This window comes from Xanthomonas sp. NCPPB 2586 (genome assembly GCF_041475775.2).
Classification (GTDB): domain Bacteria; phylum Pseudomonadota; class Gammaproteobacteria; order Xanthomonadales; family Xanthomonadaceae; genus Xanthomonas; species Xanthomonas campestris.
This window is the reverse complement of record NZ_CM192981.1, coordinates 1,423,116-1,449,444: the sequence shown is the minus strand read 5'-3', so window position 1 is coordinate 1,449,444 and position 26,329 is coordinate 1,423,116. Positions and strand designations below refer to the sequence as shown.

General features: G+C 62.9%; 24 protein-coding genes and 1 other RNA gene. 13 read left to right on the top strand and 12 right to left on the bottom strand.

Annotated features, from left to right (window positions below):
- The first annotated feature begins 17 nt into the window (after window positions 1–17).
- From ACCQ09_RS06085 to ACCQ09_RS06055, 7 genes are all read left to right on the top strand, one after another.
- Window positions 18–1,526 carry a type I restriction-modification system subunit M gene (locus ACCQ09_RS06085; RefSeq protein ID WP_011038026.1) on the top strand — a complete coding sequence of 503 codons (1,509 nt, stop codon included), beginning with the start codon at window positions 18–20 and terminating at the stop codon, window positions 1,524–1,526.
- Complete coding sequence (locus tag ACCQ09_RS06080) at window positions 1,519–2,373, top strand: BRO family protein (RefSeq protein ID WP_228428387.1); 855 nt, start codon at window positions 1,519–1,521, stop codon at window positions 2,371–2,373. Before ACCQ09_RS06085 ends, ACCQ09_RS06080 begins: the two co-directional genes overlap by 8 nt.
- Window positions 2,370–3,125 (top strand): RhuM family protein, encoded by a 756-nt coding sequence (rhuM, locus tag ACCQ09_RS06075; protein WP_228428386.1) that lies wholly within the window; start codon window positions 2,370–2,372, stop codon window positions 3,123–3,125. The genes ACCQ09_RS06080 and rhuM overlap by 4 nt, the downstream gene beginning before the upstream one ends.
- Complete coding sequence (locus tag ACCQ09_RS06070; protein WP_228428385.1) at window positions 3,115–4,320, top strand: restriction endonuclease subunit S; 1,206 nt, start codon at window positions 3,115–3,117, stop codon at window positions 4,318–4,320. The genes rhuM and ACCQ09_RS06070 overlap by 11 nt, the downstream gene beginning before the upstream one ends.
- Window positions 4,317–7,607, top strand: a complete 3,291-nt coding sequence (locus ACCQ09_RS06065) for a type I restriction endonuclease subunit R (protein WP_228428384.1) — start codon at window positions 4,317–4,319, stop codon at window positions 7,605–7,607. The genes ACCQ09_RS06070 and ACCQ09_RS06065 overlap by 4 nt, the downstream gene beginning before the upstream one ends.
- Window positions 7,604–8,350, top strand: a complete 747-nt coding sequence (locus tag ACCQ09_RS06060) for a YgjP family zinc-dependent metalloprotease (protein WP_012437715.1) — start codon at window positions 7,604–7,606, stop codon at window positions 8,348–8,350. The genes ACCQ09_RS06065 and ACCQ09_RS06060 overlap by 4 nt, the downstream gene beginning before the upstream one ends.
- A 401-nt stretch (window positions 8,351–8,751) precedes the next feature.
- Window positions 8,752–8,967 (top strand): hypothetical protein, encoded by a 216-nt coding sequence (locus tag ACCQ09_RS06055; protein WP_006448659.1) that lies wholly within the window; start codon window positions 8,752–8,754, stop codon window positions 8,965–8,967.
- 68 nt (window positions 8,968–9,035) lie between these two features.
- Here ACCQ09_RS06055 and ACCQ09_RS06050 read toward each other — a convergent pair whose 3' ends face one another.
- Window positions 9,036–9,359, bottom strand: coding sequence for a RebB family R body protein (locus tag ACCQ09_RS06050; protein ID WP_011038031.1), 324 nt, complete (start codon window positions 9,357–9,359; stop codon window positions 9,036–9,038).
- 399 nt (window positions 9,360–9,758) lie between these two features.
- Between ACCQ09_RS06050 and ACCQ09_RS06045 the strand changes: the two genes are divergently transcribed.
- Window positions 9,759–10,826 (top strand): sialidase family protein, encoded by a 1,068-nt coding sequence (locus tag ACCQ09_RS06045; RefSeq protein ID WP_075285458.1) that lies wholly within the window; start codon window positions 9,759–9,761, stop codon window positions 10,824–10,826.
- 386 nt (window positions 10,827–11,212) lie between these two features.
- Here ACCQ09_RS06045 and ACCQ09_RS06040 read toward each other — a convergent pair whose 3' ends face one another.
- The 4 genes from ACCQ09_RS06040 to ACCQ09_RS06025 form a co-directional block, all read right to left on the bottom strand.
- A complete protein-coding gene (locus tag ACCQ09_RS06040; RefSeq protein ID WP_040940882.1) occupies window positions 11,213–11,914 on the bottom strand; it encodes a sulfotransferase family protein in 702 nt (233 codons plus the stop codon).
- Window positions 11,911–12,825, bottom strand: coding sequence for a sulfotransferase domain-containing protein (locus ACCQ09_RS06035; RefSeq protein WP_228428383.1), 915 nt, complete (start codon window positions 12,823–12,825; stop codon window positions 11,911–11,913). Before ACCQ09_RS06035 ends, ACCQ09_RS06040 begins: the two co-directional genes overlap by 4 nt.
- A complete protein-coding gene (locus ACCQ09_RS06030; protein ID WP_232521878.1) occupies window positions 12,818–14,125 on the bottom strand; it encodes a cytochrome P450 in 1,308 nt (435 codons plus the stop codon). Before ACCQ09_RS06030 ends, ACCQ09_RS06035 begins: the two co-directional genes overlap by 8 nt.
- Before the next feature lie 216 nt (window positions 14,126–14,341).
- Window positions 14,342–14,701 (bottom strand): hypothetical protein, encoded by a 360-nt coding sequence (locus tag ACCQ09_RS06025; RefSeq protein WP_141763444.1) that lies wholly within the window; start codon window positions 14,699–14,701, stop codon window positions 14,342–14,344.
- Between ACCQ09_RS06025 and ACCQ09_RS06020 the strand changes: the two genes are divergently transcribed.
- Both ACCQ09_RS06020 and ACCQ09_RS06015 read left to right on the top strand, forming a co-directional pair.
- A complete protein-coding gene (locus tag ACCQ09_RS06020) occupies window positions 14,675–15,409 on the top strand; it encodes a class I SAM-dependent DNA methyltransferase (protein ID WP_040940879.1) in 735 nt (244 codons plus the stop codon). The two genes, ACCQ09_RS06025 and ACCQ09_RS06020, sit on opposite strands and share 27 nt — an antisense overlap.
- Before the next feature lie 61 nt (window positions 15,410–15,470).
- Window positions 15,471–15,545: non-coding RNA, sX9 sRNA (locus ACCQ09_RS06015), on the top strand.
- Between the two features lie 362 nt (window positions 15,546–15,907).
- Here the strand turns inward: ACCQ09_RS06015 and ACCQ09_RS06010 are convergent.
- The gene (locus ACCQ09_RS06010; protein ID WP_040940878.1) at window positions 15,908–16,651 is read right to left on the bottom strand and encodes a copper homeostasis protein CutC; all 744 of its coding nucleotides are present in this window, start codon (window positions 16,649–16,651) and stop codon (window positions 15,908–15,910) included.
- A complete protein-coding gene (locus ACCQ09_RS06005) occupies window positions 16,648–17,712 on the bottom strand; it encodes a glycosylasparaginase (RefSeq protein ID WP_040940877.1) in 1,065 nt (354 codons plus the stop codon). The genes ACCQ09_RS06010 and ACCQ09_RS06005 overlap by 4 nt, the downstream gene beginning before the upstream one ends.
- 271 nt (window positions 17,713–17,983) lie before the next feature.
- On the opposite strand from ACCQ09_RS06005, the gene ACCQ09_RS06000 reads away from it, so the two are divergent.
- The 3 genes from ACCQ09_RS06000 to ACCQ09_RS05990 all read left to right on the top strand — a co-directional run bounded on the left by ACCQ09_RS06000 (window position 17,984) and on the right by ACCQ09_RS05990 (window position 21,616).
- Entirely contained in the window at window positions 17,984–18,964 is a 981-nt protein-coding gene (locus ACCQ09_RS06000; protein WP_012438063.1) for an IS5-like element IS1646 family transposase, read from the top strand.
- 507 nt (window positions 18,965–19,471) lie between these two features.
- Window positions 19,472–20,956 (top strand): vWA domain-containing protein, encoded by a 1,485-nt coding sequence (locus tag ACCQ09_RS05995; RefSeq protein WP_197708529.1) that lies wholly within the window; start codon window positions 19,472–19,474, stop codon window positions 20,954–20,956.
- A gap of 87 nt (window positions 20,957–21,043) precedes the next feature.
- Window positions 21,044–21,616, top strand: coding sequence for a sigma-70 family RNA polymerase sigma factor (locus ACCQ09_RS05990; RefSeq protein ID WP_228427791.1), 573 nt, complete (start codon window positions 21,044–21,046; stop codon window positions 21,614–21,616).
- 188 nt (window positions 21,617–21,804) lie between these two features.
- On the opposite strand, the gene ACCQ09_RS05985 is transcribed toward ACCQ09_RS05990, so the two are convergent.
- From ACCQ09_RS05985 to ACCQ09_RS05965, 5 genes are all read right to left on the bottom strand, one after another.
- Window positions 21,805–22,020, bottom strand: a complete 216-nt coding sequence (locus tag ACCQ09_RS05985) for a hypothetical protein (protein ID WP_162871128.1) — start codon at window positions 22,018–22,020, stop codon at window positions 21,805–21,807.
- Between the two features lie 113 nt (window positions 22,021–22,133).
- On the bottom strand, window positions 22,134–22,259 hold the full coding sequence (locus ACCQ09_RS05980; protein WP_257791455.1) for a hypothetical protein: 126 nt from the start codon (window positions 22,257–22,259) through the stop codon (window positions 22,134–22,136).
- A 1,491-nt stretch (window positions 22,260–23,750) separates the two neighbouring features.
- A complete protein-coding gene (locus ACCQ09_RS05975; protein WP_040942258.1) occupies window positions 23,751–24,323 on the bottom strand; it encodes a GNAT family N-acetyltransferase in 573 nt (190 codons plus the stop codon).
- 306 nt (window positions 24,324–24,629) lie between these two features.
- Complete coding sequence (locus tag ACCQ09_RS05970) at window positions 24,630–25,106, bottom strand: chemotaxis protein CheW (protein ID WP_012437706.1); 477 nt, start codon at window positions 25,104–25,106, stop codon at window positions 24,630–24,632.
- Window positions 25,107–25,140: 34 nt separating this feature from the next.
- Window positions 25,141–26,322 (bottom strand): chemotaxis protein CheB, encoded by a 1,182-nt coding sequence (locus ACCQ09_RS05965; RefSeq protein ID WP_040940874.1) that lies wholly within the window; start codon window positions 26,320–26,322, stop codon window positions 25,141–25,143.
- Between the last annotated feature and the right edge of the window lie 7 nt (window positions 26,323–26,329).

Genomic DNA, 26,329 nt, shown 5'->3' with positions numbered 1-26,329 from the left:
GACGTTGGAACCCCCCCATGAACAAGACAGATATCGCCCAGGACACCATCAACGCCGCCGTCTGGACTGCCTGCGACACCTTCCGCGGCACCGTGGACCCCAGCGTCTACAAGGACTACGTGCTGACCATGCTGTTCCTGAAATACGTCTCCGACGTCTGGCAGGACCATTACGACGACTACAAAACCAAGCACGGCAACAAGCCCGGCCTGATCGAAGAGCTGCTCAAGAATGAGCGTTTCGTACTGCCGCATCGCGCCAACTTCTACACCCTGTACGACCAGCGCCACCGCCCCGGCAACGGCGAGCGCATCGACACCGCGCTGCACGCCATCGAAGACGCCAACCTGGGCAAGCTACGCGACGTGTTTCAGGACATCAGCTTCAACGCCAACAAACTCGGCGAGGAGCAGCAGAAGAACGACCTGCTGCGGCACCTGCTGGAAGACTTCGCCAAGCCCGCGCTCAACCTGCGCCCCTCACGCATTGGGCAGCTCGACATCATCGGCAATGCCTACGAGTACCTGATCAAGAATTTTGCCTCCAGCAGCGGCAAGAAGGCCGGCGAGTTCTATACCCCGCCGGAAGTCTCCGCACTGATGGCGCGTCTGATGGATCCGCAGCAAGGCGACGAGATCTGCGACCCCACCTGCGGCTCCGGCTCGCTGTTGCTCAAGTGCGGCCGGCTGATCCGCGAGCGCACCGGCAGCGGCAAGTACGCGCTCTACGGCCAGGAGGCGATCGGCAGCACCTGGGCGCTGGCCAAGATGAACATGTTCCTGCATGGCGAAGACAACCACCGCATCGAATGGGGCGACACCATTCGCAATCCCAAGCTGCTGGCCGGCAACCATCTCAAGCACTTCGACATCGTGGTGGCCAACCCACCGTTCTCGCTGGAAAAGTGGGGCCACGACAGCGCCGATACCGACCCGCACGACCGCTTCCGTCGCGGGCTGCCGCCGCGCACCAAGGGCGACTACGCCTTCATCCTGCACATGATCGCCACCATGAAGCCGCGCACCGGCCGCATGGCCGTGGTGGTGCCGCACGGTGTGTTGTTCCGTGGCGCCGCCGAAGGCCGCATCCGCCAGAAATTGATCGAAGAGAACCTGCTGGACGTGGTGATCGGCCTGCCGGAGAAGCTGTTTTACGGCACCGGCATCCCGGCAGCAGTGTTGGTGTTCCGCACCAAGAAGAAAGACAAAAAAGTGCTGTTCATCGACGCCAGCCGCCAGTACCAGGACGGCAAGAATCAGAACCTGCTGCGCGAGAGCGACCTGCAACGCATCCTGGACACGGTGCAGGCGCGCCAGAATGTAGACAAGTACGCCTACCTGGCCAGCCCGGACGAGATCGCCGGCCACGACTACAACCTCAACATCCCGCGGTATGTGGATACCTTCGAGGAAGAAGCAGAGATCGACCTGATGGCAGTGCGCCGCGAGCGCGAGCAGTTGAAGGGCGAGCTGGCAACACTCGAAATGCAGATGGCCGCCTATCTCAAGGAGCTTGGCTATGAGTGACGAAAAAAAAGATATCGCCACACATGCTGACGAGGGCTTCCCGGCACACGACAGTGCCGCAGTCCGGCGCACATGGCACCAAGGCCAATGGTGGTTTGCGGTCATCGACGTGGTCGTCGCACTCACAGACTCGGAGAGTCCGGAAAACTATCTACGCAACTTGCGTCGCCGCGACGAAGCACTTTCCGGCAGTTGGGACGCCCTGGTGATGCCCTTGCGCGTCACCACGGCGGGCGGGCCGCAGTTGTTGAATTGCACAACGCTGGAAGGCGCATTACGCATCATTCAATCGATCCCCTCGCCAAAGGCCGAACCCTTCAAGCGCTGGCTGGCGCGCATCGGCAACGAACGTCTCCAGGGCGAAGAAGCCGTCGATTTCGATGCCCTGAGCGAGAACCAGCGACGTCTGTTCCTGCGCGACCAGATGAGCCAGCACAACAAGGATCTGGCCGCCGCAGCGAAACAGGCCGGTGTAGAGACGCCGCTGGAGTACGCCGTCTTCCAGGACCACGGCTACAAGGGGTTGTATGGCGGCCTGGGCGCAAAGGACATCCATGCGCGCAAAGCCCTGAAGAAGAGCCAGACGATCCTCGACCACATGGGCAGCACCGAACTGGCCGCCAACCTGTTCCGTGCCACGCAGGCCGAAGAAAAGCTGCGCCGCGACAACGTGCAGGGCAAGACGGCCGCCAACCGGACGCATTTGGAGGTGGGCCAGACGGTACGCAAGACCATTCAGGAGCTGGGCGGAACCTTGCCGGAGAACCTGCCTGCACCGGAAACCAGCATCAAGCGGCTGCAGAAGGACGCCAGGCCGGCACTGGGTCAGGACAAGGACAAAAAATGAACAGCCGCCTTGCCACTTTGGAAATCAACCACTTGCCGAAAGGGGGGGGTCAATTTGACCCCCCCCTTCCCAGGGCCATCCGGACAACCGCCTTACCTGGCTTGCAGCGATGGGCATCCCTCTCACAGGCTCGGATTGAGGCATCAATTGTCAAAGAGGACGTGACAACTGCCGCCGACGGCCAGAAGACCGCTGCGCAACCGGCGGTCGAACCCGCCAAGCCCAGCAAGCCCAACATCGCACTGACCGGCGGGAAAGCCAGCCACGTGCGCAAGAACGATCTCATCATTGCCAGGAACGCTCTCGACCCAGAGAAGGTCGCGCAGTTGAACCGCATCTCCTTGATGTTTTTGGGCTACGCCGAGGACCGCGCCAGCCAGCGCCAGGATCTGCGCATGGACGACTCGCGCCAGTGCGTAGACTGCTTTGTCGAGTTCAACGAATGGCCGCTGCTGAAAGATGACAGCACCATCAGTCACGAGCGCATGCAGCAGATCGCGCATGAGCGCTACGCCGCCTTCGAAACGAAGCGACGCACGGCAGAAGCATTGGCGGCGGATGTGGAAGACATCAAGGCATTGGAATTGTTGGATATAGCTGCACGTAAGGAGGCAAACGTGCCTCTTGATGATTTGAAGTTGATGCCGGGTAGAGAAGCGCTTGGACCGCAAAGTGTTGGGGGTGTCAACTTGGCACAGCCAACCGAAATAACAAAGCAATTGAATAAGGAAGGATCCAGCAATGCTTCCTGATGGATGGGTAAAAACAACTGTCGGCAAGAGTTGCACAATCAGAAACACGTTGCGATTTCCACTAAATGCAACGGACCGGGCGAACATGCCTGGTGAGTATCCGTATTTCGGCCCGACCGGAAAGCTCGACGCGATCGATCACTACCGAATCGATGAACCCTTTGCGCTCATAGGCGAAGACGGCGACCATTTTCTAAAGTTTCGGGATCGCCCGATGACCCTATATTTCGATGGAAAAGCAAACGTCAACAATCATGCGCACATTATCGGCGATTCGAAGGAGTGCCTGGCGAAATGGTTTTACTACTGCTTCATGCACAGGGATCTGACCGCGACTCTTTCCCGGCAGGGTGTAGGTCGTTACAAGCTGACAAAATCCGGGCTTGAACAACTTGAGTTGGCACTGCCACCTAAGCAAGAGCAAGCTGCAATTGTCGAAGTGCTTTCGACCTGGGATCAAGCCATCGCCACCACGGAACGATTGCTTAAAAATAGCCAGAAGCAAATGGACATACTTCTGCGCGACCTAACTCTCGGGACACAGCGAACAACCTCGACACCTTCACCTTGGGCAAAGTTCACACTTGGTGAGCTTGGTCGGACTTATAGCGGCCTTTCCGGAAAAAAAGGCGAGGACTTTGGATTCGGCGCTAAATTCATCCCATACACCAACGTTTTCAAAAATAATCGTATTGACATTGAAGACTTTTCCTTAGTAAAAATATCGGAAAACGAAAACCAAACTCGAGTCAAGTCAGGAGACATTATTTTCACAATTTCTTCTGAAACACCCAATGAGGTCGGCATGGCATCGGTACTGCTTGATGACGTGAACGAACTTTACTTGAATAGTTTTTGCTTTGGATATCGACTAAACGACTTCAAAACCTTATTGCCAGAATATGCAGGATTTGTACTGCGCGCACCTCATATTAGGGCTCTCATGACACAAATCGCGCAAGGCTCGACTCGCTTCAATATTTCCAAAGCGAATGTGATGCGCATGGAACTCGCCCTTCCATCTATTGCCGAGCAAAAGCGCATAGCATCGATCCTCGGCGGAGCCCATTCAACAGTAAAAAACCTCCGCGATCAGCTTGCTCGACTCAAGGCGGAAAAAGTCATTCTGATGTCCCAACTCCTCACCGGCAAACGCCGCGTGCGCCTGCCCACCGACGAAGCCGCACACGCATGACCCACAGCGCCCCGGACACCCGCGAACAGGCCAGCGCGCAGCTGCCCGCATTGCACCTGCTATGCAACCTGGGCTGGCGCTACCTGAGCAGTGCGCACTGCCTGGCGCTGCGCGGCAGCACCCGCGAGGTGCTGTTGCTGCCGCGTCTGATTGAGACGTTGCAGAGCCGTCGCTTCGACTACAAGGGGCAGACCTACCCGCTCTCGCCGAGCGGCATCGACCAGATCGTGCGCGAGCTGTCGGCGCTACCGCTGGGCGATGGGCTGCTGGCCGCCAATGAGCGGCTGTATCAACTGCTGACGCTGGGCATTACCGTCACCGAGTTCATGCCCGACGGCAAGAAGCACCAGCCCACCATCGCGGTGATCGACTGGGGCGATGCAGCCCACAACCTGTGGGATATCACCGAAGAATGCGAGGTGCTCTCCGCCCACGGTACGCATACGCGCACGCCCGATATCGTGGGTTACGTCAACGGCATCCCGCTGGTGGTGATCGAAACCAAGCGCGCCGATGCCGGGCATGCCGGCAAGTCGATGGTGGCCGAAGCGGTGAGCCAGCAATTGCGCAACCAGCGGGCAGAAGAGATTCCGCAGTTATTCGCCTATGCGCAGTTGTTGGTTGCCATCAGCCTGACCGAGGCGCGCTACGGCACCACGCACACCCCGGCCAAATTCTGGGCGCGTTGGCGCGACGAGCAGTTCGACCAGGCGCAGCTGCGCCGCCTCAAGAACCTGCCACTGCCTGCGGCTACCCGCGATGCCCTGCTGGCAGACAAGCCGGCGCCGCTGCGGGCCTACTGCCAGGCGTTGTGGGCCAAGCCCATGCTGCCCACCGAGCAGGACCTGCTGTTGGCCGGGTTGCTCACCCCGGCCCGGCTGCTGGAGGTGCTGCGCGGTTTTGTGCTGTTCGACCGCAAGGTCGGCAAGATCGTGGCGCGCTACCAGCAGTTCTTCGGCATCCGCGCGTTGCTGGCGCAGATCCGCACGCGTCGCCCCGACGGCGGACGCCAGGGCGGCGTGCTGTGGCACACCACCGGCTCGGGCAAGAGCTTCACCATGGTGTTTCTGACCAAGGCGTTGGTGCTGGATACGGCCTTGACCCAGTGCCGGGTGCTGGTGGTGACCGACCGTACCGACCTGGAGGCGCAGCTGTCGCGCAACTTCATCAGCGGCGGCGCGTTTGGCTCGGCCGTCGGCACCAAAAAAGAAGGTGAGCGCAGCAAGGCCACGACCGGCCGCGATCTGGCGCGCCGCATCGGCCAGGGCAGCGAGCGCATCACCTTCTCGCTGGTGCAGAAGTTCACCACCGCCGCCAAGCTGCCCGAGTGCCACAACGCCTCGGCCGATTTGATCGTGCTGGTGGATGAAGGCCACCGCAGCCACGGCGGAGAAACCCACGAGCGCATGCGCAAGGCGCTGCCCAATGCAGCCTATCTGGCGTTCACCGGCACCCCGCTGCTCAAGAACGAGAAAGCCGCCAACAAGTTCGGCCCGATCCTGCATGCCTACACCATGCAGCGCGCAGTCGAAGACCAGACCGTGGCCCCGCTGCTATACGAAGAACGCGTGCCGGAGCTAGAGGTCAACGCGGCGGCGGTCACGCGCTGGTTCGACAAGATCACCGCCGGGCTCTCGGACGCGCAGAGCGCGGATCTGAAAAAGAAGTTCGCCAGCAAGCGCGCTATTTATGGGGCGGCCAACCGCATCGAACTGATCGCCTGGGACATTGCCGCGCACTTCAACGAGAACATCAAACCGTTGGGCCTGAAGGGGCAGCTGGCGACCGACAGCAAGCGCGACGCCATCCGCTACAAGCGCGCCCTGGACGAGACCGGCCTGGTGACAGGCGCGGTGGTGATCTCCCCGCCCGATACCCGCGAGGGCAACAGCGACGTTGATGAAGACACCCTGCCCGACGTACAGAAATGGTGGAAGCAGGCCATCACCGACCAACGGCTGGATCCGCAGGAGTACGAGCGGCAGACCGTACGCGACTTCGGTGGCGATGGCGATCCGGATCTGCTCATCGTGGTGGACAAGCTGCTCACCGGCTTCGATGAGCCGCGCAATGCGGTGCTCTACATCGACAAACCGCTCAAGGGCCATAACCTGATCCAGGCGGTGGCACGGGTGAACCGCCTGCACGACGCCAAGCGCTACGGCATCCTGGTGGACTACCGCGGCATCCTGACCGAACTGGACACGGCGGTACGCGCGTATCAGGACCTGGAAACCCGTACCCAAGGCGGCTTCGATGTGGCCGATATCGAGGGCCTGTACCAGGCGATCAGTACCGAGTACCGACGCTTGCCTGCGCTCAATGCAAGGTTATGGGCGTTCTTTGACGGGCTAGCCAGCCATGACGATCCGGAGCAGTTCAGGCAGCGCCTGAGCCCGCGCTTCGTCGCTGACGAAGAGGGCGCCGATTACGACGAGCGGCAGAAACTGCGCGACGATTTCTCCGCCGTGCTGACCGAGTTCGGCCTGTGCCTGCAGACTGCACTCTCCTCGCGCAGCTTCTTTGAAGACGCCGCTTTTCCGGATGCATTGATCGACCGCTACAAGCACGACCTGCGCTTTTTCTCCGGGTTGCGCAGGACCGCACGCCAGGATGCGATGGAAACCGTGGACTACAGCATCTACGAAGAGCAGATCCGCAAGCTGGTGGACAAACAGGTGATTGGCCGCGAGGTGCGTGAATCCTCGGGTGCTTACGTCGTGCACGAATTGGGCAAGCGCGAAGATCCGCAGACCTGGTCGGAGGAGAAGACCCGCAACGAGGCCGATCTGATCCAGACGCGTCTGCGCAAGACCATCGAACAGGAGCTGGCCAGCGACCCGTACGCGCAAAAAGTCTTCGGCGAGCTGTTGCGTGAGGCCATTGCCGAGGCAGAAGCCATGTTCGATCATCCCTTGAAGCAGTACGCCGTGTTCAAGGCCTTCGAGCAGCGCCTGGAGGTCAGGCAGATCCCCAGTATTCCGGTGGCATTGGCCGACAACCCCCATGCCAGTGCCTATTACGGCGCGATCCTGCTGGAATTGGGCGAGGATGCCATGCACGCCAAGAGTGCTGCAGAGACAGCGCATCTGGCCGATCTGGCACTGACGATCGATGGCGTGGTGCGCACCGCCATGGCCGAGAACTCGTTGAACCTGCACAGCATCGAGTCACAGATTCGCCAGACATTGCTTCCGCCCATCTTCGATCTGGTCGGGCTGGACCATGCCAAGGCCATCGTGGAGCAGGTCGTGCACATCACGCGCATTGGGCTCAGCCGCACGTGACACCAGGTCAGACCGACGCCGAGATGGTGGTGACCTACGGCGAGCGCCGCATCCACTGCCAGATCCGGCGATCCGCGCTAAGGCGCACCCAACGCGTGGCCATCCATGTGGAGCCCGATGGCTGCGTACGGCTGGATGCGCCGCTGCATGCGACCGATGTTCAGATCAGACGCGCGCTGACCCAGCGCGCACGCTGGATCGACCTTCGCTTGGTGGAGATCGAAAACCGCCTGCGGCACGTCGCTCCGCGTGAATACGTCAGTGGCGAAACTGTGCTGTATCTGGGGCGGCGCTACCGGCTGAAGGTGATCCTTGACGACCAGATGCATGACGTCCGCCTGCGTTGCGGTTACGTCGAAGCACGGGTGCCCAGCCGTGCGCCCGAGGTGGTGCGCGCAGCGCTGGAAGACTGGCAACGCGAGCGCGCCAGGTTGCTAATACCGCAGCGCGTGGCCAACATGGCCGCCCAACTCCGCTGGATCAAACAGATGCCCCCTCTCTCACTGCGGATGATGCAGCGCCAGTGGGGAAGTTGTTCACCCTCGGGAAGGATCAGCTTGAATCTCGGTCTTATCCGTGTCCCGGGCGCCTGTATCGATTACGTCATCCTGCATGAGCTGTGTCATCTGAAAATCCACAACCACGGCAAGGGCTTCTATCGCCTGCTCGCTGCCCATATGCCTGGTTGGCGGGAGATCAAACAACGCCTGGATAGTCTGGCCGAGCTGGCGTTGCGTCACTGAGCAATTAGATCAGTCGGGCTTCTCCGACCGCCTGGGGCAAGCGTTCGGGTGGTCGGCGTAGTGGAGGCTTACTGCTTACTGCTTACTGCTTACTGCTTATTGCTGACTGCTGTCTGCTGTCTGCTGGGGCAATGGTTCTTGGCTGACTCCGCTGCATGCGTTGCCAGAACGTGAACCGGATCTGCCAGAGATGTTTGCATCTCTCAGCAATAGCCCTTCAGACCGCCGCGCCCGCGCCGTTATCTGTACGTTCGCCGCCTGCGCAGCGTCTGCTACCAATTGTTGTATCGAACGGATGGCATTCCAGGCAAGATCACCGGCTCACGCCGTTGTGGAAGGCAGTGGCGCATTCCCGTCGTTCCATCGAGCGACGGTCGGTTGGTGAGTTCCAGGAGCGTTTCATGTCGTCGTCCACCGTTACGCAAGACCCTGTCTCCGCGGTTCCGGAGCAGACCCAGCACGCCTTTGCCGAACACGTCCACAGCAAGCCCGCGCCCAGCCAGCCGATCGGCAGCACCGAAGCGGCGCACCTGATGACGTTCTTGTGCCAGACCCACTCGGCCAAACAGCCGCAGATCCTGCTGCCGCCACAAGCGCGCGACAACGATGCGGCCTGAGCGAGACGACGCGCTCGCGTCAGCAACTGCACCAGTGGCGACAGCACTGCAGCTGTCGCCAATCGCCATTACTTGCCGCCGTTGAACGCCTTGAGCACGGTGAGCAGACTGGTCAGATTGTCGGCCACGCCCACTTGCGCGACCTTCTCGACGTCCGCCGCCGTAGCGGTCGTATCGATGCTGTAGATCTGCATCACGCCCTGCGTGGTTGCCGCCTGCGCCAAGGTGTATTGCTGTTGTTGCGCCGCGTTCTGAAACAGGGTGCCGGTCGCATGCGCCATGCTCTGGTAGATCGTACCCATCGCCATTGCAGGCGCTTCGCCGATCACCTTGACGTTGGTCTGCGTGACGGCATCGGTGATGTGATCGTTGACTGCGGTTGGAAAAGCCATGTGCGCGCTCCTGAGTGGACGGATACACGGCATGCGCGTTTGCAGACCGATCTGCGCTGGAAGCCAACCGCACCTGCCTACTGCGCGCGGTGCGCTGACCATGCAGCAGCCCACGCACACCGTGTCATCTCGATAACGGCCTGCGCGCGTGCGACTGAATCCCCACAACACCTACGCAATGCACATCGCAGGCGCAGCGAAGTTCTGCGCGATGGCAGTGGGCAGGGTCAACGCGGTCAGGCCAAGTGCGGCCAGTCAGCGCAATGGGGAGAGCGGGTGTGACGACATCGCGGGTCCTCGCAGTGGTCGGCGACCACGGCCGCCTGGGTTGACCAGAGCACATGGTATTTAATAGATGATAAATAGGTATCTTTAAAATCTACACAGGACTGGACCACAATGCCGCTGTCACGCCTGCTGACCTGCCTTGTTGCGAGCCTTGCTGCCTACGCAGTTCAAGCCAAATCGCCCATGCCGCCGCCCTCACCGATCATGCTCAGCGAGTTCATTGCCGACCAGGCACCGACGCCACAGGCGCACGCCTCTACGCTGTTGGAAACCCGCGACGGCACGCTGCTGGCGGCCTGGTTCGGCGGCGCACACGAGGGTGCGGCCGATGTCGGTATCTGGCTCGCCCAACGCGGCCCGCAGCACTGGCAGACACCGCGCCGCATCGCAGACGGCGCACACGCAGGCGTGGATGGCGCCGCACTGCCGGCCTGGAATCCGGTGCTGTTTCAGTCCGCCACCGGGCCGGTGCAGCTGTACTACAAGCTCGGCCCGAATCCGCGCGATTGGTGGGGCCTGCGCATTACATCAACGGATGACGGTGTGCACTGGTCGCCACCGCAGCGCTTGCCCAACGGCATTCTCGGCCCGATCAAGAACAAGCCGGTGCAATTGCCGAACGGCCGCATCCTCGCACCCAGCAGCAGCGAAGACCGTGGCTGGCGCACACATCTGGAATGGAGCGACGACGACGGTGCGCACTGGCAGCGAGGCCTGCCGCTCAACGACGCCGCCACCATCGGCGCCATCCAGCCCAGCCTGTTGCTGCACGCCGATGGCCGCCTGCAGGCGCTTGGCCGCAGCCAGCAAAACAAACTGTTCAGTGCCTTCTCCGACGATGGCGGGCTGCACTGGCAGCCAATGCAATTGCTGGACGTGGAGAACCCCAACAGCGGCACGGATGCCGTGATGCTGCACGACGGCCGTGCCCTGCTCGTCTACAACCCGGGCATTGCCGGCAAGCAATGGTGGGATGGCCGCGGCACGCTGGCCGTTGCGGTGTCAGACGACGGCGTGCAGTGGCGCCGCGTGCTCACCCTGGAAGACAGCCCGAAAGATGAATTCTCGTACCCGGCCGTGATCCAAACCCGCGATGGCCTGGTGCACATCAGCTACACCTGGAAGCGCCAGCGCATCAAGCATGTGGTGATCGACCCGGCGAAATTAATAGTGCGTTGATTGGGATTGGTGCGTTGAGTGAGCGGGTCTGATGCTCCATAAAGACGGTTGCAGGGTTCGCGACAGCTGATACAGCGAGTGGTCAACGGAGGATGCTGCGTGGACCCCCAAGGACATAGGAAGAATCATGCGGGCGTCACTGATGTCTTCGGATACCACCGCACCTGCATCTGCCGTGTTCACTCTTGATGTCCGCATGCCCACGCTCTGCCATGATTAATTGCTCAGACGCAACGCTTCTTGTCACCGAGGCACCGCCTCCGCAGTCAACCCCAAGTCCCGAACGTTACAGGTGACCCAACCGCGCACCTTTTCCACCCGCTCGCGGCATGCAAGGCTGCTCCCGCCCAGTCTCGCTCATGCGCATGCATATACATATGCCGCCGCTATGGGGCCGTCGGCGGAGCAAAGGCCTCCTCGGCGAGCCGGTCCAGATAAGTGCGCATGCGTTGTTCGATTAGTGCAGGCTCCGTTGGAAGCGGACGCTGTGGCACGCTGGCTCCGCGCATATGGACACGCGGATAGGGGAACGCCGGCACTGGCAGCGCCAAGAACGCGCACAGTCGTTCCCAGCTCGATTCGGTATCGGTATCGAGCACTAGCAGGCGCGGCGCCGGTATATGCGTGATCACAGCCCGGTTCCAGCGTCGGAAGTAGTCGGTCATAAAAGCGCGCTCTCCAAGGCGCGCGCCCAGATCGCGGCGCAGGAACTGACTCAGGCGCTGCCCACGGCTACCAAACAGCGACGGTAAATTGTTACTACCCGAGAAAATCGTCGCGCTTACCGAATCGAACCACGCGTCAGGATCGCGCACGGTCAGAATCACTTTGGCATGTGGATAACGCGCGGCCAGTTCCATCCAAAAACAGCAGCCGGGATAGTCGGTGGTCGCCGCATAGCCGGCGAAAATTCTGTCCCAGTCGGGGCGCCCGTCGATGGCAGACTCCCATTGCGGCAAGTCCTGACGCAGGTTCGCCGCCAATTCCATAGCGTGATAGCACCGGCCCACACCGAGCCGTTCGAGCGCCAGCTTTAGCGAAAGAGTGCCCGTACGACCCAGGCCGGCTCCAATGAACTGGAGACTCACGACGTTTGCGTCTGGCCGTGGGCCAGCCACTGCGCTGCGTCCCGGCCTAGCTCCGCCTCTGCGCGCCGGGAGTAAGCGGTATTTAGCTCAGCCGGCAAGACCTCACGCCAGCGGCCGATTCGGCCCTGGTTGAAAAACGCCTTTCCGTCTTCGCGCCACAAACCGGTACCCTGCGGCACGTAGCGCGCCGCATGCTGCCGCATATAGTCGAAGCGGCAGTGCGCCACAATCGCATCCCACCTCTCTTGAGCGACCGTAATGCCGAGAAAAGCGGCAATGAGACGGATCTGGCCGGGCAGGTCATCTAGCAGATCGGCGTAGTGCAGTAGCAGCACATTCGCGTCCTCGCGTCGTTCCCACCATGACCGCACGTTTTCCCATAATGGCCAGAACGGCGCTCCATCGTATTCGAGCCAATGCGCCACGTAGGCATCACGCGGCAGGCCCGGCGGCGACACCACACGCAACTTGCCGGATTTGCCCCCATTAGCGTGCAGGCGTGCCTGCGCATCCTGGCTCACCGCGCATTGATGGTCGTACAGGCTCAGCGCCATGTCGCGGCCGTCGCGGCCGATGTAAAGGTATCTGGCGAGCGGACTAGTGACCAGCGCATCGGCCGGTAGGTGTGTCTTCATGAAGCGCCGGTGGCTCTGCGCCTTCAGCAGCGCGAGCTTGGTCGCCTTGTCCGGATAGACGCTGTCTACCCAAGGGGAGATTGCCGAGACATCAATGTCCGGTTCGCCGCCAAAAATTAGCTGGGCCACGATCTGCTGCAGCCAGGTCGTGCCTGCTTTGGCGTAACTAGCGATCACGATATCGCCCTCGCGTGGCGCCAGATCATTCCATACGCTGGAATCGAAAAATCGGTTGCGATATTCCCGGGTTTTCTTGCGAACTTGCTGACTAATCATCGGGCGATACCGGAGTGAAAAACGCTGTGGCGGCATGCGCCTGCGCCGGGGCGGCTGAGCGTATCGCTCGTGGCCGCAGCGCGATACGCACATCAAGTGGCCGCAATACAAGAGCGGGAAAGGGCGAGGGCCGCGCGTCAGGAGCCAGATGTAGGGTGCACGTGCGTAATATGGTGGCGATGACTACGGTCATCTGGGTCAGCGCCAACATGCTGCCGATGCAACTGCGCGAGCCACCTCCAAAAGGAAAGTAGCTATAACGCGCCAACGAGTGAGTGGCGGTATCGTCAAGCCAGCGTGCGGGCAGGAAAATCTCGGGATCGGAAAAATAGCGCCCGTCGCGATGCACGACCCATGAACTGACGAGCAGTTGGGTGCCGCAGGGGACATGGAAGCCATTCAATGTGGCGTCGCGTTGCGCAATCCTTGCGGTTATCCAGGCCGGTGGATACAGACGCAAGGACTCCTTCACACAGGCCCGCGTTTGCGGCAACCAATCGAGCAAGCTGGTGCCTGGAGCGGCATCGGCATCGTCCAGTGCGTTGGCTTCTTGCGCCACCTCCTGGGCAATCTGCGGGTGCTGAGCCAGTAGCAACAAGGTCCAGGTCAACGCTGCAGACATCGGCTCCAGTGCCGACATCAGTATCGCCGCCGCTTCGTCGCGGCGCCAGTCTCCATCGCCTTGTGCGGTTTCGGCTAGCAGCAGCGCCAAGACCGATGCTACGTGCGGCGGCCGCTGCATGCTTCGCGCCAGGATCCGGTCCAATGCCATGTCAAGATCCGCACGTGCGCGGCGCAAGCGATGCCGGTTTGCAGATGGCCACCACAAGGGAGCCATGGATTGACGGCGGGTCTGCTGCAAGATGGCATCGACCATAGGCAACATAAGCAGCAGGTCTGGTGCGTGTGCCGGATCACCGAGCAGGAAGCCGGCGCCCAACTGCGCGCATAGCTCAGTCATTAGTGTGCGCATGTCCTGTATCGCGCAGGATTCGCCCCGCTCGCGCAATAAAGATCGGGTGGCCACCAATGCGTGTGTTGCCGCGTCGCGGACCAACGTCGCACGAAAGGCTGGTTGTAGCGCCCGCCGCTTATGCTGCCAGACTGCGCCAGTGCTGTTCATCACAGAAGCAGGAAATGCAGGGCGCCGCACGCCCGGGTCAGAATCGACCTTGCCGTAAAGCGCACCGTCGTCGCCAAGAACTGTACTGATCACGGTCGGTGCGGCGAGCAGATAGGTTCGTTTAGCAACCTTGACTACATCGCCATGTTTACGAACGCAGTCTTGCAGGAACGCCAAAGGATCTTCGGAAAAATGACCCCGGTTGCCGAATGCCCAGTGTCCGGTCGGACCCGGGGGGATAGCGCTCTTGCTACCTGCAGTCATGCGCGCATCGCAGGTTGCCAGCGACTAAAATTGGCACGTTACGAATTCTGGAGATAAAAGCAGACCAGCAATGCATTAACGTGTGCGGTTGCGAGAAAGAGACCTCCTTTCCCGCAACAGTGTGGATGGTCAATATCCGTAAATATAGCCGAGCTTGCGGCCACTGATGACCTGAATCCAACGCGACAGCGCTTTGAAAAAATGCTTCATGAAGATTTTCCTTGATAGGAGAGAGGACTGGTTACGGAGCATTTCTACAATTTTCGATAACGCAGTTTCATTGTTCGGGTTATGCGCTGCCTGAGTCAAGCCACATAGCGCAAAGAAGTTGCGATATACGAAGAACGGTGCGCACCTAGCCTCTGTCGCCAACGCCGCAGTGCAGCCGTCACCGCGTGTTATCGTCGAGTTGATTTGCAAGCGAGCGCGATGTGTATGCCTGTCACTCACCAGTATGATCGGATGTCCGTTTTCTACGACAGCTTTCATGATCGTTGGCCGGCGCAGGCGCTGCAGCGATGCGTGCAAACCCTAGCCGAACTGGCTGATGGACGAACATCACTGGAGTTGGGCATCGGCAGCGGGCGCATCGGACTGCCGTTATCGCAGCGAGGCGTGCCGGTGGCTGGTATCGACAACTCACCGGCGATGCTGGACGCATTGCGTGCAAAACCCGGTAGCGAGCAGCTGCAACTGGTTTGCGCCGATTTTGCTGACATGCCGTTAACTGGGCCATTCGGCCTGATCTACGCGGTGGCCTCCTTCGGCTATCTGCTCACCCAGGCCGAGCAGTTGCGCTGCATCATCAATGCAACGCGCTGCTTGGCGCCAGATGGCAAGCTCGTGATCCAGACTGCAGTGCCCGGCGCCGAAGTGTTCGACAGCGGCGGAAAGGTGAGCCAAGTGATCGACGTGCCGGAGACGCGGGGCACCGGCGCCGCAGTGATGCTGGTGTGCTCGCAACCCGACCCAGTGCAACAGCGCCTCGATCAGCGCGTGGTAGTCCTGGGCGAGGACGGCACGCGCATCTTCACTGAGCGCCGGCGTTACGTGTGGCCATCGGAACTTGATCTGATGGCGCGGATCGCAGGGTTGCGCCTACTGGTGCGGTGGGGGGGCTGGGGGCACGAACCCTATGGTGCGCATAGCCGAATCCAGATCTCGGTTTACGTCCCGGCAAACGCTGCTACGGCCTAAGAGCAGCTATCAAAACTACTGCGCAGCCGCCAGGCGGGCGCGGCCGGTGCTCGGAATCGGCATATACCCCCTTACACTCCGGTTCCTCCGCGCCGTCCGCACCCACCTGACGACTGCTCGCTGCGTTTTGTTAGCCGCTCTAAGTCGTCGGAGTTGCCTCATTGCGATTAAAAAAGATGGAGCAAGCTGAGAGAAACATTCTCGATGAAAATGAGCCGGCACGGCCTTGCGCTTTTTAGTCAGCTGCGATTTACGCGTATCGCTTTCAAAAGGCGAGCGATCGCGCCCTCAACCTCGCTTCCTTTCCCGAGGCGGGAGGAGCTTGTGTTGGCAGGTCCTCGCTGACGCCTTGCGCCGACACGCCCGCTGCACTGAAGACGTTTTCAGGCTGCGTTTTCACTCGAAGTCCCGACAGCTGATAGACCCAGGCGCATCGCGCTCAGATGACCTAGAGCACAGGCAGACAACACCTAGTAGCAACCCGCCCGCACCCGCCACTTACGCTGTCTGCAACAACTGCACGATGCTGCGCACGCGCGCCACGTCGGTGCGTTGATAATCGCCGCCCAGGTCAGTGATGTACGGATGCGGTGCATGCACCTGTGCCGCCACCGGGCCACGCGCCGAGGCATGAAATTCGCGCGCACCGGTGCCTGCGCGCAACACCTGCACATTGGCCGCCGAAACACCCGCACCCGGCATGATGCTGATCCGTTCGCCGGCCTGTCGCACCAGGGCGGCAATGGTCTCTACACCTTCAAGCGCGCTCGCACGCGCACCCGAGGTCAACACACGCTCGCAACCCAGCGCAATCGCATCCTCCAGCACGCGCGCAGGATCGGCGCTGACATCGATCGCGCGATGGAACGTCACCCCCAGCGTTCCTGCGGCCTCGATCAACGCACGCATCGCCGGCAGGTCGACTTGCCCCTGCAGATCCAGCGCGCCCAGTACCACGCCGTCGCAGCCCAGCCGCACGCACTGCTCCACGTCGCGCCGCATCACCTCCACTTCCGCGGCGTCGAAAACAAAATCGCCCACGCGCGGGCGGATCAGCACATACAGCGGAATATGTAAGCGTTCGCGCACCACTGCCAAGGTGCCGAACGAGGGCGTCAGCCCACCGCCATCCAGCCCGCCGCAGAGTTCGACGCGGATCGCACCGCCATCCTGCGCGGCCAATGCCGAGCCCACCGAATCGGCCGCCACTTCCAGTCCCACCACGACGTCTGCCGCACTCATGCGGCGGGCTCGTTGCGGTAGTGGCTCTCACCGGGCACCAGCAGGTCCTGGCGCTGCGCATCGCAGACCGCGTAACTGAAACCCTTCTGGATCGCGAACGCGCCGACCTCGCCGCGTTTGTTCATCGCCAGAAAGCCCACCTGCAGCGTGCGCGTAAGCTCGGGCTTGCGCCGCACCAGCCGCATCACCACCTCGCGGCAGGCCTGCGCTGGCGACTTTCCCTGGCGCATCATTTCCACCACCGCAAAGCTGCCTACATTGCGAATCACTTCTTCGCCCACACCGGTGGAGGTGGCGCCGCCCACGTCGTTATCTACATACAGGCCCGCTCCGATGATCGGGCTGTCGCCGACCCGGCCGTGCATCTTCCACGCCATGCCACTGGTGGTACACGCGCCGGACAGATTGCCGTGCGCATCGAGTGCCAGCATGCCGATGGTGTCGTGGTTGTCCTTGCCACCCGGCAGCTTGGCATCGCGCCAGGCGCGGTTCTCGATATTGGCTTCGGGCGAATACCTGGACGTCTTCAGCCATTCCTTCCACGCCGCTTCCGAAGTGGGCGTCAGCAGCTTGGTCTTGGGGAACCCCTGCTCAAGCGCGAACTGCCGCGCACCATCGCCCACCAGCATCACGTGCGGCGTTTTTTCCATCACCGCGCGCGCCACCGAGATGGCGTGCACCACATCTTCCAGCGAAGCCACCGCACCGCAATTGCCGAGGTGATCCATGATGCAGGCATCCAGGGTCACCCGCCCGTCGCGATCCGGATAGCCACCCAGGCCCACGGTGGGATTGCTGGCATCGGCCTCGGGCACGCGCACGCCCGCTTCCACCGCATCCAGCGCCTTGCCGCCGGCTTTCAGAATGTCCCAGGCCGCCTGATTGGCGGCAATGCCGAAATCCCAGGTGGAGATCACCCGCGCCGCGCCAGCGGGCAGGACCGGCACGCGTGCCGTGCTAGCCGCACCCGCAGCTGCCTGCGCACGCGCGCCCCACCCGGCCAGCCCTGAGGCAATGGCGCCCAGCGTGGCGCTCTTGAGGAAGTGACGACGTTGGATCATCCAGATGCACTCCGTGACGGAAACAGGTGACCGCGTGATCAGCGGCAGCCTCCCATGATGCGACAGCGTGGCGCGCCGATAAACCACAACGCCGCTGCCGTGCATGCGGATCCGCGCACAACGCGATCCACGGCAGCGCGAGCGCAGCCGCCAAGTCGGCGAAAAAATGTCGCATCGGTTAACCCCGTTTCCCATCCTGGCCCGTTAGGGAACCTCTGAACAACGCACCACAGATACGCGACACTACCCGCCTGATGTTGAGGGGTGATCCATGCAACTGACGTTCGGTGACGCTGAGGGCCTGGGCAAGCGCAAGCAGACGCGCCGCGAGATCTTCCTGGCCGAGATGGAGCAGGTCGTCCCGTGGCAGCAATTGCTCGGGCTGGTCGCGCCGCACTATCCCGTGTCGGGCCGGCCAGGTCGGCAGCCGTACGCACTGGCGACGATGTTGCGGATTCATTTGCTGCAGCAGTGGTATGCGTTGAGCGATCCGGCGATGGAAGAAGCACTGCACGAGATCCCGACCTTGCGGCGCTTTGCCCAGCTCGGTGGCTTGGACAACGTTCCGGACGAGACCACGATTCTCAACTTTCGCCGCCTGCTGGAGACCCATGGCCTTGCCGCGCGGATGCTGGAAGCGGTCAACGCGCATCTGGCGCGCAAGGGCCAGAGCCTGCGGTCGGGCACGATCGTCGATGCGACGCTGATCGCGGCGCCCAGTTCGACCAAGAACGCCGACCATGCACGCGACCCCGAGATGCATCAGACCAAGAAGGGCAATCAGTGGTATTTCGGGATGAAGGCGCACATCGGCGTGGATGAATTTTCCGGGTTGGTGCACCACGTCCATTGCACAGCCGCCAACGTCGCCGACGTCACGGTGACGCACACGTTGCTGCATGGCAAAGAAGACAGCGTGTTTGGCGACAGCGGCTACACCGGTGCGGATAAGCGCGAAGAACTGCAGGACTGCGAGGCTGCATTTTTCATTGCTGCCAAGCGTTCGGTGCTTCAAGCCATCGGCAACAAGCGGGAGCGTGCTCGGGAACAGCGTTGGGAACACTTCAAGGCCAGCGTGCGCGCGAAGGTGGAGCATCCGTTCCGGGTGATCAAGCGCCAGTTCGGTTACACCAAGGTCCGCTATCGCGGCCTGGCGAAGAACACCGCGCAGGTGCTGACGCTGTTTGCGCTGTCAAACCTGTGGATGAAGCGAAAGCAGTTATTGCCTGCTATGGGGAGCGTGCGCCTGTAACGCAGGCAACACCCTGCAAACGCGCCGGAAACGGCAAAAAAATCGAGGATCTGAGCGCCGTCAGCCTAGCCGATGTAGTTGGGCTCATCCTCCGACGCCGTTGATCAGACCATCCTTAGACGTTCAGAGGCGCAGTGCACGGCGACCTCCGGACCTCTTCTCTCGCCACGCTTGTTCACGACAAGCAAAGGACGTTGTATGCCGCGCCACAGCCTTCTCGCGCTCGCCCTGCTCCTGGGCGCCTGCAGCAGCAATCAGCCCACTACCCCGTCGCTCACCCACGACGCCGCCACACCACGCGAACAGCAGCCACCAGTAGCGGACTCGGCCGCAAACCTGCCGTTACCCGAGACCAGCATGGTGGCGCCCCAGGTCGAAAGCTCCCTGCGCCAGCGCGCACAAGGGAACGTGCAGGCCTCCAAGACAGCCTCACGCCCAATGCTGCCTGCACCGCCGGTGCTTTCCACCCCCGCAGCCCCTGTCCCGGCGGCCGCACTCGCAGAGCCGATGCACATGCACGAGCGGCTGATGCCAATGCCGCCCAGCCCGCCCACCGAGAACCGTGAGACCTATCAAACGCTGAGCGACAACCCGATCGTGCAGGCAGCCGAACAGCCGGTCTCCACCTTCAGCATCGACGTGGATACCGGCAGCTACAGCAATGTGCGCCGCTTCTTGAATGCCGGCACCTTGCCACCGGTGGATGCAGTGCGCGTGGAAGAACTGATCAACTATTTCCGCTACGACGATCCGGCGCCGACGGATGGCACGCCGTTTGCGGTCCGCATAGAACTGGCTCCCACGCCCTGGAACACCGACACGCTGCTGCTGCGCATCGGCGTGGCCGGCCGCGATGTGCCAACCGCCGCGTTGTCGGCCGCCAACCTGGTGTTCCTGGTGGATGTCTCCGGCTCGATGGGCGCGCCAGACAAATTGCCGCTGCTGCAGTCATCGCTCAAATTGCTGGTGCGGCAACTGCGGAAGCAGGATCGCATCACCCTGGTGACCTACGCCGGCAGCACCGCGGTGGTGTTGCCGCCCACATCCGGCGACCAACAAACGCGCATCGTCGAAGCCATCGACAGCCTGCAATCGGGCGGCGGCACCGCCGGTGCCAGTGGCATCGAGCTGGCCTACAAAGCGGCCCAGCAGGCGTATCTGCGCGGCGGCATCAACCGCATCCTGCTGGCCACCGATGGCGACTTCAACGTGGGCGTCACTGACTTCGACCAGCTCAAGGGCATGGTGGCCGAAAAGCGCCGTTCCGGCGTGGCACTGAGCACGCTCGGCTTTGGCACCGGCAACTACAACGACACGCTCATGGAGCAACTGGCCGACGCCGGCGATGGCGCCTACGCCTACATCGACTCGGCGCTGGAAGCACGCAAGGTGCTCACCCACGAACTGGGATCGACACTCGCCACCATCGCGCGCGACGTCAAGATCCAGGTCGAATTCAACCCAGGCACGGTCAAGGAATACCGCCTGATCGGCTATGAAAACCGTGCCTTGCGCCGCGAGGATTTCAACAACGACCAGGTCGACGCCGGCGACATCGGCGCTGGGCACACCGTCACCGCACTGTATGAAATCACCCCGGCACAGGGCGCCGCCTCCGTCGACCCGCTGCGTTACGCCACCACCGCGGCGCGGCGCCAGCAGCCGGTGACCGGCAACGAGCTGGCGCACGTCAAGCTGCGCTACAAGCTGCCGGAGGCGCAGCGCAGCCGTCTGCTCGATACCGTCGTGCGTGCCAACCAGCAGCAAGCGCTGGCTGCCACCAGCGATGCGTTCCGCTTTTCGGCAGCGGTGGCCGGCTTTGGTCAACGTCTGCGTGGCGGCAGCCAGCTGCACGGGTGGGATTACCCGCAGCTGCGCGCATTGGCGGCTGGCAGCCTGGGCAACGACCGGCACGGCTACCGCGCCGATTTCCTGCAACTGCTGCAGCAGGCAGACGCATTGAGCAGCCGGCCGCTTGCCACTAACGACTGACCCCCAGGACGTTCCCCGGGAGATGGCATGCGCGCTGAGCTGGCAATGAGCCATTGCGCCACGCAGCACGCGCTCTACACTGCGCGCATGCCATCGACCGATCTTGCGCAACTTCCCGACGAGGAGCTCATGCTCCTCGTCGCCAATGGCTTCATCGAGCAACCGGCAAGCATGCTGTTCCAGCGTCACAACCGTGCGCTGTTCAATTTCCTGGCCTGGCTCTGCGAGGGCAACCTCAGCGAGGCCGAAGACCTGGCGCAGAAGACCTGGGTCAAGCTGATGACCCGATGCAGCGACTACCGGCCCGGGCAGGGCGCGTTCACCACATTCCTGTTCCAGATCGGCCGCAATACGTGGATCGACGCGCGCCGCAGCGCCCACCACACCACCTCGACCGCGCTGGACGACGCGCATCTGCAACTACCCGACCAGGAGTTGTCGGGCGAGCAGTTGGCGATGCTTGGCCAACAGCAGCACCGCGTGCGCGCTGCGGTCATGGCCTTGCCGGATGCGCAGCGCGAAGTGGTGGTGCTGCGGTTCTTTGCCGAACTTGGTGTTGAAGAAATCGCCCACGTGGTGGGCGAAGGCTTCGAGACCGTGAAAAGCCGCCTGCGCTATGCATTCGCCAAGCTGCGCGTCAGCCTGGATGCGGTGCAATGAGCGCACTGTTCGAGCAGTTCCTGGCGGGCGAAGACGGCATCTCGGCGCTGCTGCGCGCACTGCCTGCGTACGCGCCCCCGGCGGGGATGGATGCGTGGTTTGTGCAGGCGGCACGGGCAGCGGCAGCGAATGCGGCAACCACAGCAGGAGCCGCAGCAGAAGCACCGCAGGCGCGAGCCGGGGCGGCATCAGTGATCCGCGCTGCGGGAGCGCAGACGTTTGATTTCGAGCCACCAGCCAGCCTGCAGGCAGCATTTTCTGCTGCTGCTGCGCAGGCCGATCAGGCACAGGCGTCGCAGCGACAAGCTGTGCAGACGCAACTGGCACACGGCGTGGATGCCGTGCAGGCAGTCGGTGCGCCATTGAGCGCGCAGGCGCGCGCGTGGATCGACGCGCAACAGCACATGGAGCTGGCGGAGCGGCCCACTGCGTTTGCTCGCAGCGTTTCATCGCGCGGCGATGCATTGTCGGATTCGGAGACATCCGCGGGAACGGCTGCACCTGCTGAGGTGAATGATCACTCGGGGATTACCTCAGCGCGTCGGTTTGAAATCAACAGCAACAGCAAAACCGACAGCGACAGCGACAGCGACAGCGACAGCGACAGCGACAGCGACAGCGACAGCGACAGCGACAGCGACAATCATCGCCTGGGCAAGCAGGTGCACGCACATGCGGCACAAGCGTCCACCGGGCCTGTTCCTCAGCCCGCCTCCGAACGCGATACGCGCGAGGTGGCCGCAGCGGCAACGAAGCAAGCACCGCAACCTGCCATGGCTGACACGCATGTGCCCGCAACGCCAGCCCTCAGGAGCACACGGCGGAGGCGCTGGATGCCGACACTCGCATTTGCCGCCTCGATCACGCTCGCCGTCGGTGTGGGGCTGCAATGGCAGGCCCATCAACCCGTGCCCGATGCGGCGATGGACGTAGCGCCAGCCCCGCCATCGGATGCACATCAAGCAACGACGGATTCTGGCCAACCACCACTTCCGATGGCACAGCTGATCGATGCCCCCGCAGCGTCTTCGATGGCCGTGCAGGCGCCCATCGATGCACCTGCATCTGCCCGTGCATCTGCGCCGCCTGCTCCGCCCTCGCCCGCCGAAGCGCCCGCAGTCACAGTCAAATCGCCGCCGGCCCCTGCGCCTCCGTTGGCGCCTGCCGTTGCACGACCGGCAGCGGCACCAGCGCCACCGGCGCCCTACGAATTCGCAGTCGCAGCGGCGCCGTCTTTGCCGGAACCGATGGCCGAAGGCAATGCTGCAGCCGAAGCCGCACCCACCGCAGCGCCACCACCGCCTGCACCGATCGCCGCGAGCCAGGCAGATGCGTCTGCCGATGCATCGCTTGCACAGACAACACCGATGCGTCCTGCTGCGATGCCTCGCACAGCGGCCGCGGCAGAGGCAGACGCACCAACCTCGGTGATGGACCGCAGCAGATCCACATCCTCCATATCGCCTGCCGACATGGCATCCGTCCCGGCTGCAACCGTGGTCGGTCAGTTCAGCGCGTCAGCGCGTCGCGCACCGCTCATCCATAACGACGCGCAGCGCGATATCCAGTCGGCACCGCTGCCTGCCGAAGCGTCGCTTGCGATGCAGGTCCCCGCCAAACCATCCCCGGCGCCACGACCCGCAGGCGAGGTCGTCGCACTTTCGGTACGCCCTACCGCGTGGTTCGCCCAACGTGCGCCCAACACTGCGCCACCGCGCATCCGTCTGTGGGCTGCAGCACCCGACACACCGGCTGTACAGCGCTGGGCCGCGGGTTTGCGCGAGCAAATCCAGCAACGCGGCTGGACAACGCGCGTGGACGTTTTGCAGGACACGCAGCTGGCAGCGGACCAGCTGCGCGTGGACGTCTCTTCCAGCAACGCGCAGGAATGATGCCAGCGGCCTGTCGAGCAGCCGTAGCCGCTGGGCCGCAAAGACTTTGACGCTCACACGGGCGTTCGTGTCGCCCCACTCCATGTGGCCTTCGCCGTATCCAGACTTCTTAAACAGCGCGATACATCCAGAAGCGCGTCCATCCGCAACTCCGCTCTCAGCACCAACCCAAACAGCGACTGAGAAAGCGTGACCGACCAAGCGCGTGCAACCGAATACAACGGTTACTCAAAGGCCATCCATCACTCCTCGGCCGGAAACCCATCCTCACGCAGCAGGCTCGTCAGCACATGGTCGCGCCAGACGCCATTCAACTGCAGATAGCGGCGCGCCTGCCCTTCCACCTGGAAGCCGAGGCGCTGCAGAACGCGCGCACTGCGCTGATTGTCGGGCACGTACTGCGCCATCACCCGGTGCAGGCCCAGCGCCTCGAATACAAAAGCAATGCCCTGGGTGGCAGCCCAGTGGATCAGGCCACGGCCCTGCCGCTGCGCATCCAGCCCGTAGCCCATGTGGCAGGCCTGAAATGCGCCGCGCTGGATCTGGGTAAAGCCCAGCGTGCCAATCACCTGGCTCTCCATCAGCAACACCAGCTGGAGTTCGCGCTCGCCCGGCACTGCGGTGCGGTAAGCGATGCACAGGCGCCGCCAGCCATCGGTCGTGTAGAACGCCGGCGGCCGTGCCGGCATGGCATCGGCCAGGTGAGCGCGATTGCGGGTGTGGTAGTCGGCCATGGCTGCCGGGTCCACCACGGCCAGGTCGCACAACACCACGCCGTCGGCATGCCGTAGCGGTGCAAACACCGGAATGCTCACGGTGGCGCGCTCGAACGACGCATCCTGCCCAAACGCGGCACGCTCGCGCCGATCAACTGCATCGCTGACGACAGCGTTTAGGCAGGCCATTCGCACAGCGCGTAGCCGCAGAAACAAGGGCGACGCCCGCACGCAGCCGCAGCATGCGCGGCTCATCTGGATAGAAAGAACGACGGCTGAAACAGAGCACTGGTGGCCGCTCTGAACGAGCAGCGCTGCAACGCATCCATCGCGTCGCTACGTTCGCTACCGGAGGCAATGGCACACATGGCTGCGTGGCGGTCACGCAGCCGTGGGGCGTTGGTGTCAGGCGGCCGCGGCTGCGAGCGCCTGACCCACCTGCGCCTCGATGGCGTCCAGGTCGGGCAGCAACGCGCTCTGTTCGCCCAGCAGCACGCGCATGTGCACGCCGTCGGGCAACACATCTTCGGAAGCGTCGGCCAGCAGGCCATCGCGCGGCACCGAAATCAGCTGCGGGAACGAGGCAGTGAGCAATGCGAAATACGGCAGCACCGGGTTGCCACCCAGCGCCTTCAGCACGATCACCTTGTTGTTGAGCGCGGTGGGCTCTTCGCCCATGCCACTCAGGCGCGCGAACGACAGCAGCGGCACCTTCCAGCCGTACCAGTCGATGCGGCCGACCATCCAGCGCGGCATGTCGGCCAGCGGCTCCACCGCCACGCGCGACATTACCTCGGCCACCGTGGCGTTGGGCAGCAGCACGCGCTCCTGCCCGGCCTGGATCAGGACGCCGCGGATTTCGTCATTGTTGGCGTAGCTCATCGCTTGTCTTCCAATCTGGGTGGGAACGCCCGGCTTACGCCGGCCAACGCTGAGCCAACGCCTGCGCCAACTGCGCCGGGTCACCGGAAAGCATGCCTTGCTGCGCCAGGCGCGCGGCGGCGGCCGGGTCGTAGCAGCCATCGGCAGATTGCCCGGCTACCCAACCACCCTGCCCGGCCAGGGCCAGCGTGGCCTCAACCAGTGCTTCGTTGGCACCACTGAGCATCAGCACCGCACTGTCGGCCGGCGGCAACGCGGCCACCAGCGCCGCCGGGTCGGTCTGCGCGGCAAAGGCCAGTGCACCGGCCTGCTGCTGCACGCCGACCTCGTCGGACAACACATAGACCTTGCCAGCCTCGATCGGCTGGCCAATCTCTCCCAGCTCCACCGGTAATGCCGACACCCGGCCCATCTGCCGCACCAGGTTGCCGTACTGCCCGCCATCCAGGGCCATGCGCACCAGCAGCGGGCGCGGGAAGGCCGGCGGCAGCGCGGCCAGCAGGCGGCGGATCGCATCCGGCCCGCCAATCCCGGCCATCACCAGCACCGCACCCTTGCTGGCCGCGGCCTGATCCAGATCCACCAGCGACAGGCTGCCCGTGGACAGCGCGGCCATATCCGGCTCGCTGCGCGGACGCACCACCACGGCCACCTCATCGACCAGGCCCCAGGTGCTGGAATCGCCCAGCGCCGATGTCGACCCAGACACCGCAGGTGCGGCCTCGGCTACGTGACTGAACATCCCATCGCCAGGCACGCGTTCGAAGGCATGCGCAGCCGCTTCCAGGTGCTGATCCAGCTGCAGGTCCGAATCCTGACGATTGGAGACGAACGCCAGGCCCGGCTCCGGCTGCAGCGATGGCTCGCTTTCGGTGCCGGGCGGCAGCACATCGGCATGGCCGTGCAGCTTGGCCGCCAGATGGCGCACCCAGCGCTGCGCTTCCCAGCCCTCGCGGCGCACGGTCAGCTCGGCTTCGTCGAAGATCACCGTGACACCGGGCATGTTGAAGGCCGGCTCCAGGGCTTCGAGCGCATCTTCGATTGCCGGCTCCAGCGCGACCAGCACCGCGACCGGCTCGGCATCGCGCAGCATCTGCACGTCGACCGCTGCCGGCTCGTCTTCCAGCACGACCTGCGCACCGGCCAGTGTCAGGGCTTCGCGCAGACGCTCGCGTGCCTGCCCGGGCCGGCCCAGCAGGGCCACTGGAGTTCCCATAGCGCCA

What these genes read in the sequence shown, in the direction of transcription:
- ACCQ09_RS06085 (WP_011038026.1), top strand. Translation starts at nt 18, where the DNA reads ATGAACAAGACAGATATCGCCCAGGACACCATCAACGCCGCCGTCTGG.
- ACCQ09_RS06080 (WP_228428387.1), top strand. Translation starts at nt 1,519, where the DNA reads ATGAGTGACGAAAAAAAAGATATCGCCACACATGCTGACGAGGGCTTC.
- rhuM (WP_228428386.1), top strand. Translation starts at nt 2,370, where the DNA reads ATGAACAGCCGCCTTGCCACTTTGGAAATCAACCACTTGCCGAAAGGG.
- ACCQ09_RS06070 (WP_228428385.1), top strand. Translation starts at nt 3,115, where the DNA reads ATGCTTCCTGATGGATGGGTAAAAACAACTGTCGGCAAGAGTTGCACA.
- ACCQ09_RS06065 (WP_228428384.1), top strand. Translation starts at nt 4,317, where the DNA reads ATGACCCACAGCGCCCCGGACACCCGCGAACAGGCCAGCGCGCAGCTG.
- ACCQ09_RS06055 (WP_006448659.1), top strand. Translation starts at nt 8,752, where the DNA reads ATGTCGTCGTCCACCGTTACGCAAGACCCTGTCTCCGCGGTTCCGGAG.
- ACCQ09_RS06050 (WP_011038031.1), bottom strand. Translation starts at nt 9,359, where the DNA reads ATGGCTTTTCCAACCGCAGTCAACGATCACATCACCGATGCCGTCACG.
- ACCQ09_RS06045 (WP_075285458.1), top strand. Translation starts at nt 9,759, where the DNA reads ATGCCGCTGTCACGCCTGCTGACCTGCCTTGTTGCGAGCCTTGCTGCC.
- ACCQ09_RS06035 (WP_228428383.1), bottom strand. Translation starts at nt 12,825, where the DNA reads ATGATTAGTCAGCAAGTTCGCAAGAAAACCCGGGAATATCGCAACCGA.
- ACCQ09_RS06020 (WP_040940879.1), top strand. Translation starts at nt 14,675, where the DNA reads ATGTCCGTTTTCTACGACAGCTTTCATGATCGTTGGCCGGCGCAGGCG.
- ACCQ09_RS06025 (WP_141763444.1), bottom strand. Translation starts at nt 14,701, where the DNA reads ATGAAAGCTGTCGTAGAAAACGGACATCCGATCATACTGGTGAGTGAC.
- ACCQ09_RS06010 (WP_040940878.1), bottom strand. Translation starts at nt 16,651, where the DNA reads ATGAGTGCGGCAGACGTCGTGGTGGGACTGGAAGTGGCGGCCGATTCG.
- ACCQ09_RS06005 (WP_040940877.1), bottom strand. Translation starts at nt 17,712, where the DNA reads ATGATCCAACGTCGTCACTTCCTCAAGAGCGCCACGCTGGGCGCCATT.
- ACCQ09_RS06000 (WP_012438063.1), top strand. Translation starts at nt 17,984, where the DNA reads ATGCAACTGACGTTCGGTGACGCTGAGGGCCTGGGCAAGCGCAAGCAG.
- ACCQ09_RS05995 (WP_197708529.1), top strand. Translation starts at nt 19,472, where the DNA reads ATGCACATGCACGAGCGGCTGATGCCAATGCCGCCCAGCCCGCCCACC.
- ACCQ09_RS05990 (WP_228427791.1), top strand. Translation starts at nt 21,044, where the DNA reads ATGCCATCGACCGATCTTGCGCAACTTCCCGACGAGGAGCTCATGCTC.
- ACCQ09_RS05970 (WP_012437706.1), bottom strand. Translation starts at nt 25,106, where the DNA reads ATGAGCTACGCCAACAATGACGAAATCCGCGGCGTCCTGATCCAGGCC.
- ACCQ09_RS05965 (WP_040940874.1), bottom strand. Translation starts at nt 26,322, where the DNA reads ATGGGAACTCCAGTGGCCCTGCTGGGCCGGCCCGGGCAGGCACGCGAG.